At 73.8% G+C, this 12,884-nt stretch carries 11 protein-coding genes and 1 pseudogene; 9 read left to right on the top strand and 3 right to left on the bottom strand.

Annotated elements, in window-relative coordinates; translation table 11 throughout:
• The first annotated feature begins 239 nt into the window (after positions 1–239).
• Genes hmgA through ACZ42X_RS15835 form a run of 3 tightly spaced genes read left to right on the top strand, consistent with a single transcriptional unit; the run spans position 240 to position 3,565 of the window.
• A complete protein-coding gene (hmgA, locus tag ACZ42X_RS15845) occupies positions 240–1,571 on the top strand; it encodes a homogentisate 1,2-dioxygenase (RefSeq protein ID WP_468289487.1) in 1,332 nt (443 codons plus the stop codon).
• A gap of 12 nt (positions 1,572–1,583) precedes the next feature.
• The gene (locus ACZ42X_RS15840) at positions 1,584–2,333 is read left to right on the top strand and encodes a GntR family transcriptional regulator (RefSeq protein WP_468289485.1); all 750 of its coding nucleotides are present in this window, start codon (positions 1,584–1,586) and stop codon (positions 2,331–2,333) included.
• Positions 2,334–2,347: 14 nt separating this feature from the next.
• Positions 2,348–3,565, top strand: a complete 1,218-nt coding sequence (locus ACZ42X_RS15835) for a type ISP restriction/modification enzyme (RefSeq protein WP_468289483.1) — start codon at positions 2,348–2,350, stop codon at positions 3,563–3,565.
• Positions 3,566–3,575: 10 nt separating this feature from the next.
• Here ACZ42X_RS15835 and ACZ42X_RS15830 read toward each other — a convergent pair whose 3' ends face one another.
• Positions 3,576–4,283, bottom strand: a complete 708-nt coding sequence (locus tag ACZ42X_RS15830; protein WP_468289480.1) for a TetR/AcrR family transcriptional regulator — start codon at positions 4,281–4,283, stop codon at positions 3,576–3,578.
• Between the two features lie 62 nt (positions 4,284–4,345).
• Between ACZ42X_RS15830 and ACZ42X_RS15825 the strand changes: the two genes are divergently transcribed.
• The 3 genes from ACZ42X_RS15825 to ACZ42X_RS15815 are packed head-to-tail and all read left to right on the top strand — an operon-like array spanning position 4,346 to position 7,300.
• Complete coding sequence (locus ACZ42X_RS15825) at positions 4,346–5,284, top strand: ATP-binding cassette domain-containing protein (protein ID WP_468289477.1); 939 nt, start codon at positions 4,346–4,348, stop codon at positions 5,282–5,284.
• Positions 5,281–6,063 (top strand): ABC transporter permease, encoded by a 783-nt coding sequence (locus tag ACZ42X_RS15820; RefSeq protein WP_468289474.1) that lies wholly within the window; start codon positions 5,281–5,283, stop codon positions 6,061–6,063. Before ACZ42X_RS15825 ends, ACZ42X_RS15820 begins: the two co-directional genes overlap by 4 nt.
• Before the next feature lie 34 nt (positions 6,064–6,097).
• A complete protein-coding gene (locus ACZ42X_RS15815; RefSeq protein WP_468289471.1) occupies positions 6,098–7,300 on the top strand; it encodes a CaiB/BaiF CoA transferase family protein in 1,203 nt (400 codons plus the stop codon).
• 179 nt (positions 7,301–7,479) lie between these two features.
• Here ACZ42X_RS15815 and ACZ42X_RS15810 read toward each other — a convergent pair whose 3' ends face one another.
• Complete coding sequence (locus ACZ42X_RS15810) at positions 7,480–7,743, bottom strand: hypothetical protein (RefSeq protein ID WP_468289468.1); 264 nt, start codon at positions 7,741–7,743, stop codon at positions 7,480–7,482.
• Positions 7,744–7,966: 223 nt separating this feature from the next.
• Here ACZ42X_RS15810 and ACZ42X_RS15805 point away from each other — a divergent pair, with 223 nt between their 5' ends.
• Positions 7,967–9,610 (top strand): serine/threonine-protein kinase, encoded by a 1,644-nt coding sequence (locus tag ACZ42X_RS15805; RefSeq protein ID WP_468289466.1) that lies wholly within the window; start codon positions 7,967–7,969, stop codon positions 9,608–9,610.
• On the opposite strand, the gene ACZ42X_RS15800 is transcribed toward ACZ42X_RS15805, so the two are convergent.
• A complete protein-coding gene (locus tag ACZ42X_RS15800; RefSeq protein WP_468289463.1) occupies positions 9,594–10,400 on the bottom strand; it encodes an SGNH/GDSL hydrolase family protein in 807 nt (268 codons plus the stop codon). The two genes, ACZ42X_RS15805 and ACZ42X_RS15800, sit on opposite strands and share 17 nt — an antisense overlap.
• 611 nt (positions 10,401–11,011) lie before the next feature.
• Here ACZ42X_RS15800 and ACZ42X_RS15795 point away from each other — a divergent pair.
• Positions 11,012–11,839, top strand: coding sequence for a glycosyltransferase family 2 protein (locus tag ACZ42X_RS15795; protein WP_468289460.1), 828 nt, complete (start codon positions 11,012–11,014; stop codon positions 11,837–11,839).
• A pseudogene (locus ACZ42X_RS15790) lies at positions 11,836–12,855 on the top strand (glycosyltransferase family 2 protein); the annotation flags it as partial. The gene ACZ42X_RS15795 and the pseudogene ACZ42X_RS15790, both read left to right, overlap by 4 nt.
• Between the last annotated feature and the right edge of the window lie 29 nt (positions 12,856–12,884).

The raw sequence follows: 12,884 nt of genomic DNA, 5'->3' as shown, positions 1-12,884 counted from the left end.
GCCGGTCCGGCCGGGCTGGGGCACGCGCCCCGTCATGCCGCCGCCCCCCGGGCCGCGTCCGCCGGGAAGCGCACCCGGCTCCACAACCGCGCCGGACACCGCGCGGCCGCACCGGAACCGTGCTCGCGCCGGAGCCGTCCAAGCCGCACCTCTCCGGCCATTGCACCGTTGACGGGGGGCGCCATGGAATCCTACGGTCTTACATAGGATTCCGGATTCCCTCTGAGCAGGAGCGGGCGATGACGATCAACGACACCGAACGGGCGGCCCGGGCGCGAAAGCTCGCCGACGCCCTGGAGTACTCCCCCGGCTTCGGCAACGAGCACAGCTCCGAGGCCCTGCCCGGCGCGCTGCCGCTCGGACGGAACTCCCCGCAGCGCGCGCCCCTCGGCCTGTACGCCGAGCAGCTGAGCGGCACCGCGTTCACCGAGCCCCGCGCCCACAACCGCCGCTCGTGGCTCTACCGCATCCGCCCCTCGGCCGCGCACCCGCCGTTCGTACGCACCGACAACGGCGCCCTGCGCACGGCCCCCTTCACCGAGACCGTCCCCGACCCCAACCGGCTGCGCTGGAACCCGCTGCCGGACCCGGCCCCCGGCACGGACTGGCTGGCCGGCCTGTGGACCCTGGGCGGCAACGGCGACGTGACGCAGCGCACCGGCATGGCCGTGCACCTCTACCACGCGAACGCACCCATGGACCGGGTGTTCAGCGACGCCGACGGCGAGCTGCTGATCGTCCCCGAGCGCGGCGGCCTGCTGCTGCGCACGGAGTTCGGCGTCCTCGCCGCCCGCCCCGGCGACGTGGCCCTGATCCCGCGCGGCGTCCGCTTCCGCGTGGAGCTGCTGGACGAGACCGCGCGCGGGTACGTGTGCGAGAACTACGGCCAGCCCTTCCAACTCCCCGACCTCGGCCCCATCGGCGCCAACGGCCTGGCCAACCCCAGGGACTTCCGCGCGCCGGTCGCGGCGTACGAGGACGTCGAGGGCGACGTCGAGGTGGTGAACAAGTACTGCGGCAACCTCTGGACCGCGACGTACGGCCACTCCCCGCTGGACGTCGTCGCCTGGCACGGCAACCACGTGCCGTACGTCTACGACCTGCGCACCTTCAACGTCCTCGGGACGATCTCGTACGACCACCCCGACCCGTCGATCTTCACCGTGCTCACCTCGCCCTCCGACACCCCCGGCCTCGCGGGCGTCGACTTCGTCGTCTTCGCACCGCGCTGGCTGGTCGGCGAGGACACCTTCCGCCCGCCGTACTTCCACCGCAACGTGATGAGCGAGTACATGGGCCTGATCGAGGGCGCGTACGACGCCAAGGCCGAGGGCTTCGTGCCCGGGGGCGGCTCGCTGCACAACATGATGTCCGCGCACGGCCCGGACCGGGAGACCTTCGACAGGGCGAGCGCCGCCGAGCTGAAGCCGCAGAAGATCGACGACGGTCTCGCCTTCATGTTCGAGACGCGCTGGCCGGTCACCACCACCGCCCAGGCGGCGAACGCCGACCACCTTCAGCGGGGCTACGACGACGTGTGGCAGGGTCTTGAGCGCCACTTTCGGCCGTAGTACGGAGTACACGTGACCGCCTTCGCCCCCGACTCGCTCGTCCTGAACCGGAAGCTCCCGCTCTGGTACCAGGTCTCGCAGTCCCTGCGCGCCTCCATACTCGGGCGCGCGCCGGACGCCTCCCTGCGCCTGCCCACGGAGGAGCAGCTCGCCGCGCACTACGGCGTGAGCGTGCTGACCATGCGGCAGGCGCTCAAGGAGCTGGAGGCGGAGGGCCTGATCAGCAGGCACCGGCGGCGCGGCACCTTCATCGAGCCGGGCGCCCGGCGCAGCAGTCCGCGCCGGCTGCTCGGCTCGATCGACGCCATCGTGGCGCAGCAGTCGGGCGAGCTGACCACGATCCTCGGCCACGGTGAGGCTAAGGTCCCCGTCGAACTCGCCGAGCACTTCCCCGACCTGACGGAGGTCGTCACGTACAAGCGGCTGCGCCGCGACGGCGAGAGCGGCGAGCCGACGAACTGGGCGGAGAACGCCGTCCGCCCCGAGGTGGCGGCCGGCATCGACCTCGCCGACCTGGAGCGCTGGCCGATGACGAAGGTGCTGCGCGACGCGGTCGGCGTGCGCATCAGCCGGATCACCGACACCGTCGAGGCGCGGCTCGCGGACCCGGAGACGGCGGAGCTGCTCCAGGTCCCGCTGCTGTCGCCGATCCTGCACTACACGGGTGTGACGTACGACGACGAGGGCCGGGTGGTGGACGTGGCGCGCATCCGCTACCGCGGCGACCGGTTCTCCTTCACGGTCACGGTGGAGGCGGACTGAGCGCGGTCACTAGCATGCGGGCCGTGACCGATGACGTGCCGCTGCTCGACGACCTGATGCCCTGGTCCGTGGCGCCCCTGCGCCTGGGCCGGTCCTGGGTCGTCGCCCCGGACGTACGTACGCTGCGGGCCCGCTGGGACGCGCTGGTACGGGCCGAGGGCGGTGACCGGGAGGCCCTGTTCCGGCCCAGCCGGGCGCGGACGCTCACGACGGCGGTCCCCGCGCTGCCGGGGCAGCGGACCGGTACGGCCCGGTTCGCGCGGGAGACGGGTCCGTGCCCGGAGCCGGTGCGGCTGGCCCACGGGCCCTTCGACGAGCAGTGGCTGCTGCCGGACCACCGCCTGCTGGACGCGGCCCGCCCGGAGCTGTGGCGGGTGGCGGACGACCGGCAGCTCTTCGCGGTCGAGCAGGGGTACGTGCCCCAGGGCCACGGGGCTCCGGCGCCGGGCCCGGCGCTGCTGGTCACGGCCGCACTGCCCGACGGCCGCTCCCCGGCGGGCCGCCCCGGCCGCATCAGGCCGCTGTACCGGCGGCCCGGCGGCCGCGAGCCGAACGTCGCGCCGGGGCTCCTCGCGGTGCTGAGCGCCCGGTACGGCTCCGAGGTCACCGCCGCGGACCTCCTGGCCTGGGCGCTGGCCGCTGCCCGCCCCTCGCCCGCCGGGTCCGCCGTCCCGCTCCCCGCCGACCCGGCCGTGTGGGCGTCCGGCACGGCGCTGGGCCGTCGCATGGCGGAGGTCCAGCTGCGCGGCGCCCGGGGTGGCGAACGCCCCCGCCTGCCCGGCGGCCGCCGGCCCTACGTCCGCGCCGCGCTGCCGCCGCGCCCGACGACGCTGGCGTACGACGCGGAGGGCGAGGCCCTGCTCGTCGGCGACGGCGGCCGCATCGCGCCCGTACCGGCCGAGGCGTGGGAGTACCGGGTGGGCGGGGTCCGGATGCTGGAGCTCTGGTTCGAGCAGCGCACCGCCCCGGCCGCCGAGCCGGGCTCCCTGGAGGCGATCCGCCCTCCCGCGTGGCCGCAGGAGTGGACGTCCGAGCTGCTGGAGCTGATCACGGTGCTGGCGCTCCAGGCCGGGCTGGAGGCGCGGCGGCCGGACCTGTCCGGCGCGGACCTCATCTCCCGGGCCGAGCTCCGCGCGGCCGGGGTGCTCCCCGTTCCGGCCCCGGCGCGCCGTCCCGCGTCCGTACTGGACCGGGAGGAAGAGGGCCCCGAGGGCCAGCTGGCGCTGCTGTAGCCGCCCGGCCTCAGCCGAAGGAGTCCAGCACCCGCCGCAGCGTGCGCTCGAAGACGGCGTCCGCGTCGCCCGGCGCCTCCGCCTCCGCGAGGAGCGCGGCGAGGCGCGGATACGCGCCGCTCGACGCCTCCCGCACCAGGTACGCCGTGCGGACGGCCTGCTCCCGCTCCTGGGACCAGGGCAGTCCGCGGCTGCGCTCCGCCATGGCGAGCTCGTTCGCGACGGTGGCCATCACCGTGCCGTTGACCATCGCGATGAGCTCCATCTTGGTGCCGCCCGGCGCGTCGAGCGGGGCCAGGACGCCCAGGCAGTGCTCCAGGTACCGCAGGGCGTTGGGGCCGAACGCGTACACCGACGACATCACCCGGGTCAGCCAGGGGTGCCGGTACATGATGGCCCGGGCCTGCCAGCCCAGTGCCAGCATGTCGGCCTTCCAGTCCCCGCTCGGCGTGCCGGGCAGTTCGTACTCGCCGCTGACCGCGTCGACCATCAGCTCGTACAGGTCCTCCTTGCGCGGCACGTAGTTGTACAGCGACATCGTCCCGCAGCCCAGCTCGGCCGCCACGCGCCGCATGGACACCCCGTCGATGCCGTCGGCGTCCGCGATGCGCACCGCCGCCGCCGCGATGTCCGCGCGGCTGTACGCCGGTCTGGGGCCGCGGCCCGTGCGCTCGGGGCGCGCCCAGATCACTTCGGGTTCGGCCGCTCGGCCCGCCATGGATCATCACCTCGCCCCCATCCTAGTTACGTACACCGTACGTAGTGCGCTATGGTCGCGCCATGACGACTACGTACGCTGTACTTAGTGAGGGCCTGGAGAAGCGCTACGGCGAGGTGCGCGCACTGCGCGGGCTCGACCTGGCGGTCCGGGAGGGCACGGTCTGCGGGGTCCTCGGACGGAACGGCGCGGGCAAGACCACCGCCGTACGGGTCCTCACCACGCTCACCGCGCCCGACTCCGGCAGCGCCCGGGTCGCCGGCCACGACGTGGTGCGCGAGCCCGCCGCCGTACGCCGCCGCATCGGCGTGACCGGCCAGTACGCCTCCGTCGACGGGGACCTGACGGGCGCCGAGAACCTGCGGCTGTTCGCCCGGCTGCTGCGCGCCCCGCGCGCACGCGCCGACGAGCTGCTGGAGCGATTCGGGCTGGCGGCGGCGGCCGGGCGTCCGGCGCGCACCTACTCCGGCGGCATGCGCCGCCGCCTCGACCTGGCCGCGAGCCTGCTCGTCCGGCCCGCGGTCCTCTTCCTCGACGAGCCGACCACCGGCCTCGACCCGCACAGCCGCAACGCCATCTGGGACGCCGTACGGGGGTTGGCGTCCCAGGGCACGACCGTGCTGCTCACCACGCAGTACCTGGAGGAGGCCGACCGGCTCGCCGACGACATCGTCCTCGTCGAGGGCGGCCGGGCCGCCCACCGCGGCACACCGGCCGAGCTCAAGGCGATGATCGGCGGTTACGCCGAGGTCGTCGTCGGCGACCCGTCCGGGCTGCACGCCGCCGCGGCCGTCCTGGACCGGCTCACCGGCCACGAGCCGGTCCTCGACGCGGAGGCCCGCACCGCGGGGGCCGTCACGAAGGACCCCACGCTCACGCTGCCCCGGATCGTCCGCGAGCTGGACGCCGCGGGCGTCCTGATCGTCGACGCGGCCCTGCGCCCGCCCACCCTCGACGAGGTCTTCCTCCGCCTGACCGACCGCAAGGAGCCCGCCGCATGACCGCGCTCGTCCACGACGGGGCCGCCGTCCTCGGCCGCCACCTCCAGCGGATCAGGCACGCGCCCGCGATGCTGGTGATGACCCAGACGATGCCGATCGTCTTCCTGCTCTTCTTCGGGTACGTCTTCGGCAGCGCGCTCGCCATGCCGGGCACCGAATACCGCGCCTACCTCGTGCCGGGGCTGCTGGTGGCCACGGCCGCGAACGGCATCATGACCGGGATGTTCACCGCCGCCCAGGACGCGCACCGGGGCGTGATGGACCGGTTCCGCACGCTGCCCATGAGCCGGGCCGCCGTACCCCTGGGCCAGGCCGCGGCCGACCTGCTGACGACGGCCGTCGGGCTGGTGCCGCTGCTGCTGGTGGGGTTCGCGATGGGGTGGCGCGTCGAGAGCGGCGCGCTTCGGGCGGCGGGCGCGTTCGGACTGCTGCTGCTGTTCCGGTTCGCGACGACCTGGGTCGGGATCCTGCTGGGGCTCGCCTCGCGCAGCGAGGAGGCGGCGGGCCAGCTGGGCAGCGCCACGTTCATGCTGCCGCTGCTGTCCAACGCGTACATCCCGACCGACGGGATGCCCGGCTGGCTGCGGACGGCCGCCGAGTGGAACCCGATCTCGGCGGTGACGACGGCGGTGCGGCACCTGTTCGGCAACGCCCCCGTCCCGGAAGGCGCCGCCTGGCCGGTGGCCCACCCGGTCGCGGGCGCGGTGTGCTGGTCGCTGCTGCTGGTGGCGGTGTGCGCGCCGGCGGCCGTGCGGAGCTACGCCTCCCCCAAGGGGTGACAAAGGTGGTACGTACACGATAGGTACGGCTGTCATGAGCACTCAGCCGCTGCCCCTGCCCCTCGAAGGCGTCACCGTCGTCGCCGTCGAGCAGGCCGTCTCCGCCCCCTTCGCCACCCGCCAGCTCGCCGACCTCGGCGCCCGTGTCATCAAGATCGAGCGCCCCGACGGCGGTGACTTCGCGCGCGGCTACGACACGGCGGCGGCGGGCCTCGCCTCGCACTTCGTCTGGTGCAACCGGGGGAAGGAGTCGGTGGCCCTCGACCTGAAGGACCCGCGCGGCCTGGAGGTGGCACGCAAGCTCGTGGCCGGTGCCGACGTGTTCGTGCAGAACCTGGCGCACGGTGCGGCGGCGCGGCTCGGCCTCGACGCGGCGACGCTCTGCGCGGCGGACCCCCGGCTGATCGCGGTGGACATCTCCGGGTACGGGGCGGGCGGGCCGTACGCGCACAAGCGGGCGTACGACATGCTCGTGCAGTGCGAGGCGGGCCTGGTGTCGGTCACCGGCACGCCGGAGCAGCCGGTGAAGGCGGGCATCCCGGCGGCCGACATCTCGGCGGCGATGTACGCCTTCTCGGGGGTGCTGGCGGCGCTGCTGCGGCGGGCGGCGACGGGGCGCGGCGGGCCGGTGGAGATCTCCATGCTGGAGTCGCTCGCGGAGTGGATGGGGCATCCGCTGCACCACGGGATGCACGGGGGCGAGGCCCCCGCGCGCACCGGGGTCGCGCACGCCGTCATCGCGCCGTACGACGCGTACGCGACGGCCGACGGTGGCCAGGTGCTGCTGTCGGTGCAGAACGACCGCGAGTGGCGGCGGCTGGCCGAGCGGGTGCTGGGGCGGCCGGAGCTGGGCGACGACCCGGCGTTCGCGACGAACACGGCGCGGGTCGCGCACCGCGAGAAGACGGACGCGGTGGTGGCGGAGGCGCTGGCGGGGCTGGGGACGGCGGAGGCGGTCGCCCGGCTGGAGGCGGCGGGCATCGCCTGCGCCCGCCTGAACACGGTCGCCGACGTGGCGGCCCACCCCCAGCTCGCGGCCCGCGACCGCTGGCGCGAGGTCCCCACCCCGGTGGGCCCCCTGCGGGCCATGCTGCCGCCGATCACCCTCGCGGACGGCCCGGAGCCCCGCATGGGCGCGGTCCCGGACCTGGGCGAACACACCGACGCGGTGCTGGCGGAGCTGGGCCTCACAGAGGAGACCCGGGCCCTGCTGCGGCGGGAGGGCGTGGTGGCCTGAGGCCGGGCGGGCCGGGCGGGGACGGGCCGGTGGCCGTGGGGTGCGGACAAATGTTCCGCAGGGCGGAACGTTTGGGCACGACGGGCCACCGGGCCGCGGGCGGACGGGAGTTCGGGGCGAAGCCCCGACGTGGGACCTGGGACGCCGGGGGCGGGGCTACGGGGCCTGCGGGCCGGGGCTCAGCCGTGGTTGCCGAAGAGCGAGCGCCGCAGTCGGCGCAGCGGCGCGAAGAGGCGCACACGCGCGCTCTTGCTCGCGCGGGTGTGCACGACGTCACGCGTCGTCAGCTCCCGCATGAGCAACGTCGCCTCGGCCGCCTCCCGCCGCGGCACCGCCGGGCCGCCGAGCACCGAGAGATGGCGGTCGAGGCGCGAACTCGTCGCGCTGCTCCCGCAGGTGATGGCAGGCACACGCGGCCTGCTGCGCACTGTTATCCGTTCCATGACACTCCCCACCCGTACGAAGGCACCCGGCCCGGGCAGGTTAACCCTATCGTTCCCGCAACTCACGCGTGTATCCCGGTGGCGTGATTCACCACCCATGTACGGGTGTTGACGATTACTCTCCGAATACGTGTGATTCCAGGGCGAGTTGGACACATTCCCAGAGGGGCCGACTTCGGCTAGCTTGGAGTGGTTTCCGCCGCATCGTCTGAAGGGGGCGCCGGTGACCGAACAGACGGGCGGGGAAAGGCTGGTGGCGGGCCGTTACCGGCTCGCGGGTCCGCTCGGTGAAGGCGGCATGGGCGTCGTGTGGCGGGCCCGTGACGAGGTGCTGGGGCGCGAGGTCGCCGTCAAGGAGGTGCGCGCGCCCGCCGGCCTCGGCGCGGCGGAGGTGCGGCGGCTGTACGCGCGGCTGGAGCGGGAGGCGTGGGCGGCGGCCCGCGTGACGCACCACAACGTGGTGACGGTCTACGACGTGGCCACCGAGGACGACCGGCCCTGGATCGTGATGGAGCTGGTCCGCGGGGTGACGCTCGCCGAGGCCCTGGACGCCGACGGCCCGATGCCACCCCGGCGGGCCGCGCGCGTCGGGGCGGAAGTGCTGGCGGCCCTGCGCGCCGCGCACGCGGCGGGGGTGCTGCACCGGGACGTCAAGCCGGCCAACGTACTCCTGGCCAACGACGGCCGCGTGGTGCTGACGGACTTCGGCATCGCGGTGGTGGAGGGCGCGTCGAACCTCACCATGACGGGTGAGCTGATCGGCTCGCCGGAGTTCCTCGCGCCGGAGCGCGCCCTGGGGCAGACGCCCGGGCCGGCGTCGGACCTGTGGTCGCTGGGGGTGCTGCTGTACGCGGCGGTCGAGGGCAATTCGCCGTTCCGGCAGAACACGCCGCTCAGCACCTTGCGCGCGGTGGTCGACGAGGAGCTTCCGCCGCCGCGCCGCGCGGGGGCGCTGGAGCCGGTGATCGAGGGACTGCTGCGCAAGGACCCCGCCGAGCGGCTTCCGGCCGAGGAGGCCGAGCACCTGTTGCGGGTCGTGGCCGCGGGCGGCAGCGCGGCACGGACGGTTCCGTTCGCGCCGTCGGAGCCGTACGCGCCGACGGCCGTGGGCGGCGCGGGCGAGGGGCCCGGAGGGCAGCCGGTCCCGGCGGCGGAACCGGAGGAGCGCCGGGAGCCTGGGGAGCGGCACGCGCGGTCCGCGGTCGGCTTCCTCGCGGTCGGCGTCGCCGTACTGCTGCTTGCGGTGGCGGGGCTCACGTACGCACTGCTGCGCGACAGCGGCAGGGACGGGAACGGGAACGGCAAAGGCGGCCCGGGTGCCGCCACCGGCACGACCAGCGCGTCAGCGGGCGTCCCCACGCGTACGGCGCCGAGTCCGACGCCGTCCACGGAGAAGCCGACAGCCACACCCACGCCCCAGCAGTCGGTGCTGGTGTACGCGCGTGCCGTACGCGGTGCTTACAGCGGGCCCTGCCCGCCGCCGGCCGCCGAGGCTCCGGCGGTCTCGGGGACGGTGACGGTGGGGCGTACGCCCGCGCGCGTCGAGTACCGCTGGGTCACCGAGGGCGGTGAGGGCTCCGGCTGGACGTCGCTGGAGTTCGCCGCGGGCGGCCGCGAGGAGCAGCAGGTCCGCCACACCGTGGAGGCGCACCGGGAGGGCGCGACGTACCGCGACCGGGTCCGGATGGAGGTCCGGAGCCCGGTCGTGGCACGGTCGAACTGGGTGGGGTTCTCGGTCACGTGCCACGACACGAGCCCCACGGACGGCGGGTCTCCGAGCGGTCCCGGCGGATCACCGAGCGGATCGCCGGGCGGGTCACCGAGCGGATCGCCGCCGTCCGGTCAGAGCGTCACGCCTTCGCCCTGAAGACGGGCAGGTAACCGCTGGACTGGCCGGTGGCGGTGGGGTGGTACGACTCGCCGATGTTGAGCCAGTTGACGCTGTGCAGCCAGGACGCTCCCGAGCAGATCTCATGGCCGGTGAAGGCCCCGGTGACGCTCGCGAAGGTGTAGCCGTGGTCGGCGGCGCGCTTGGCGATGGCCGCGTTGAGGTGGTCCGAGCCGCCGTTGATGGCGCGGCGCTCGTTCTCGGTGAGGCCGGCGATGCAGCTGCCGCTCAGTTGGTAGAAGCGGGGGTAGCCGAGGACGACGACGCGCGCCGACGGAGCCTTGGCGCGGATCGCCCGGTACAGGGTGTCGAGGCGGCCCGGGAGCGTGCTGTCGACGTATCTCTTGGCTTCGTCGACGCGGGCGATGCAGGTGGCTTCGGACTGGAGGACGCAGGTGGTCATGACGTCGGCGAAGCCGGCGTCGTTGCCGCCCACGGTGAGGGAGACGAGGTCGGTGGCGGCGGAGAGCGGGCCGAGCTGGCTCGCGGACACGTCGGTCGTGCGGGCGCCGGAACAGGCGGTGAACGCGAACGACGAGGGGGAGTTGGCGGTCGCCCACAGCGCGGGGTAGGCGCGGGGGGTGCGCTTGCAGTCGCCGCTGGCGCTGTCGTAGTTGCCGGCGCCGACTCCGGAGGAGTACGAGTCGCCGAGTGCCACGTAGTCGACGGCTGAGGACGAGGCGGCCGATGCCGCCCCCGCTCCGGTCAGGGCGAGGACGGCGCTCAGGAGGAGTGAGGACGAGAATGCCGCGGCTCGGGACAGTTTCATGGAACCTCCCTTGAGCAGTGTTTCTGCCTGACTTGGTGGTAGCAGCCTGGAGTGTCCATGCCAAGACATGCGGGAGGCTCCCGGGTGGCCGGCGGACGGCGCACAGAAGCACGGGAGTTGGCGAGCGGGCCTCCGTCAGCCGTCACCGGGCGGCATGAACCGCGCGGAATCCCATTTCGCCCACGGAAGGATCTCCACCCGTTTTTACGGGTGTTACGGCTGTTACGGTCAAGGCACATTTCTCTCGACAAAGAAGCGAAAAGGTGAGCCTCAACCCAGGCCTTGCCATACAGTCCACATCATCAATACCGTCGTACATCCACCCGCAACGGACCATCACGTATATCGGCTCTGGGGAGGGCTCGTGGCCGCGATGGATCCCGGGGCGGGCGTGGGGGGGCTTTCGTAAAAGGCCCTCTGGGGGGGAGTGCCATGCTCGGTGATGCCCTTGTGCCGAGGCGCATTGCCGCGCGCGGCCGGAAAGACCGACTCATCCATTCCGTACGGAGATCCATTCCGTGCCGGCCGGGGTGAGAACCCCCCTTTCGCACCGGACATTCAGCCGGGCCGCCCGGGGGCGGGCGGTCCACCGGACGAGAGGGAAACGACTCATGAGCGACTCCTTGGTCGCGTCCGCCGATCACGACCGGCGTGCGGCGGGCCGAATACCCGTCCGCTACCGGGCGATCACCTCCCACCTGGCCATCGCGCCACCGGTGAGCGTCGTCATCCCCGCCATGAACGAGGCGGAGAACCTTCCGTACGTCTTCGAGAGCCTGCCCGAGTGGATCCACGAAGTCGTCCTCGTCGACGGCAACTCGACGGACGGCACGGTCGCCGTCGCACGCGCCCTGCGACCGGACGTCAAGGTCGTCCGGCAGGCCGGCAAGGGCAAGGGCGACGCCCTGATCAGCGGCTTCGCCGCCTGCACCGGCGACATCATCGTGATGGTCGACGCGGACGGCTCGGCCGACGGCCAGGAGATCGTCAGCTATGTCTCCGCCCTCGTCGGCGGCGCCGACTTCGCCAAGGGCTCCCGCTTCGCCAACGGCGGCGGCACCGACGACATGACCCTGGTCCGCCGGCTCGGCAACCGCGTCCTGTGCGCCGTCGTCAACGCCAAGTTCGGCGCCCGCTACACCGACCTCTGCTACGGCTACAACGCCTTCTGGCGTCACTGCCTCGACGAGATCGACCTGGACTGCACCGGCTTCGAGATCGAGACGCTGATCAACATCCGGGTCGTCAAGGCGGGCCTGCGGGTCCAGGAGGTGCCCAGCCACGAGTACCTGCGCATCCACGGCGTCAGCAACCTCAACGCCCTGCGCGACGGCCTGCGCGTCCTGAAGGTGATCCTCCGGGAGAAGGGGGCCCGGCGTGCCGCTCGCCGTCGCACCGCGAGCTTCTCGGTTAGTGTGCCCCGAGGTGAGATTTCTTGAGTGACCGTCAGTTCTCCGTGGTGATCTGCGCGTACACCGAGGACCGCTGGGAGGACATCCTCGCGGCGGTCGCCTCGGTGCGGCGGCAGTCCCGGCCGGCCCTGGAGACGCTGCTCGTGGTGGACCACAACGCGGCGCTGCTGGAGCGGCTCGGCCAGGAGTACGAGGACGCCGGGGAGAAGGTGCGGGTGCTCGCGAACGCGGGCCCCCGCGGCCTCTCGGCCGGCCGCAACACCGGCATCGCCGCCGCCCGCGGCGACATCGTCGCCTTCCTCGACGACGACGCCGTGGCCGAGCCCGACTGGCTGCGGTGGTTCGACGAGGGGTTCGACGACCCCCGGGTGATGGCCGTCGGCGGGCGGACGGTGCCGGCGTGGGCATCGGGGCGGCGGCCGGTGTGGTTCCCGGAGGAGTTCGACTGGGTCGTCGGCTGCACCTACCGGGGGCTGCCCTCCGGGCGGGTGCGGGTGCGCAACATCCACGGCGGCAACGCCTCCTTCCGGCGTACCGCCTTCGACGCCGCGGGGGGCTTCGCCACCGGCATCGGGCGGGGCGGCGACAAGCGGCCGCTCGGCGGGGAGGAGACCGAGCTGTGCATCCGGCTCGGCCGGGCCCTGCCGGACGCGGTCCTGCTCATGGACGACCGGGCGGTGATCCACCACAAGGTGCCGCCCGCGCGCGAGCGGTTCGGCTACTTCCGCACTCGTACGTACGCCGAGGGGCTGTCCAAAGCGCTGGTGGCCCGGAGCGTGGGCGCGGGCAAGGGGCTCGAAACGGAGCGCCGCTACACCACCCGCGTGCTGCCCGCCGGAGTGGCACGCGGCCTGCGCGACCTCGTACGCGGCCGGCCCGGCGGCGCGGGGCGCGCCGGCGCCATCGTGACCGGGGTGTCGGCCGCGGCGCTCGGGTACGCCCGGGGGACGTGGCGGGCGCGGCGCGGCGGCGGTGCGGCGTTCGCGTACGGGCCGATCGGAGAGAGTCCCCTCGGAGGCCGGCCGACCGGAGACGGACGGTCCGGAGACCGGTCGGCCGGAGACGGACGGAC

The sequence above is a fragment of the Streptomyces sp. NPDC030862 genome, from assembly GCF_055571835.1.
Note: the sequence above shows the minus strand (reverse complement) of the source record. Positions and strands in the feature narration are given on the sequence as shown.

Coding starts and splice junctions, on each gene's coding strand:
- ACZ42X_RS15795 (WP_468289460.1), top strand. CDS start 11,012: ATGAGCGACTCCTTGGTCGCGTCCGCCGATCACGACCGGCGTGCGGCG.
- ACZ42X_RS15810 (WP_468289468.1), bottom strand. CDS start 7,743: ATGGAACGGATAACAGTGCGCAGCAGGCCGCGTGTGCCTGCCATCACC.
- hmgA (WP_468289487.1), top strand. CDS start 240: ATGACGATCAACGACACCGAACGGGCGGCCCGGGCGCGAAAGCTCGCC.
- ACZ42X_RS15820 (WP_468289474.1), top strand. CDS start 5,281: ATGACCGCGCTCGTCCACGACGGGGCCGCCGTCCTCGGCCGCCACCTC.
- ACZ42X_RS15815 (WP_468289471.1), top strand. CDS start 6,098: ATGAGCACTCAGCCGCTGCCCCTGCCCCTCGAAGGCGTCACCGTCGTC.
- ACZ42X_RS15835 (WP_468289483.1), top strand. CDS start 2,348: ATGCGGGCCGTGACCGATGACGTGCCGCTGCTCGACGACCTGATGCCC.
- ACZ42X_RS15830 (WP_468289480.1), bottom strand. CDS start 4,283: ATGGCGGGCCGAGCGGCCGAACCCGAAGTGATCTGGGCGCGCCCCGAG.
- ACZ42X_RS15800 (WP_468289463.1), bottom strand. CDS start 10,400: ATGAAACTGTCCCGAGCCGCGGCATTCTCGTCCTCACTCCTCCTGAGC.
- ACZ42X_RS15825 (WP_468289477.1), top strand. CDS start 4,346: ATGACGACTACGTACGCTGTACTTAGTGAGGGCCTGGAGAAGCGCTAC.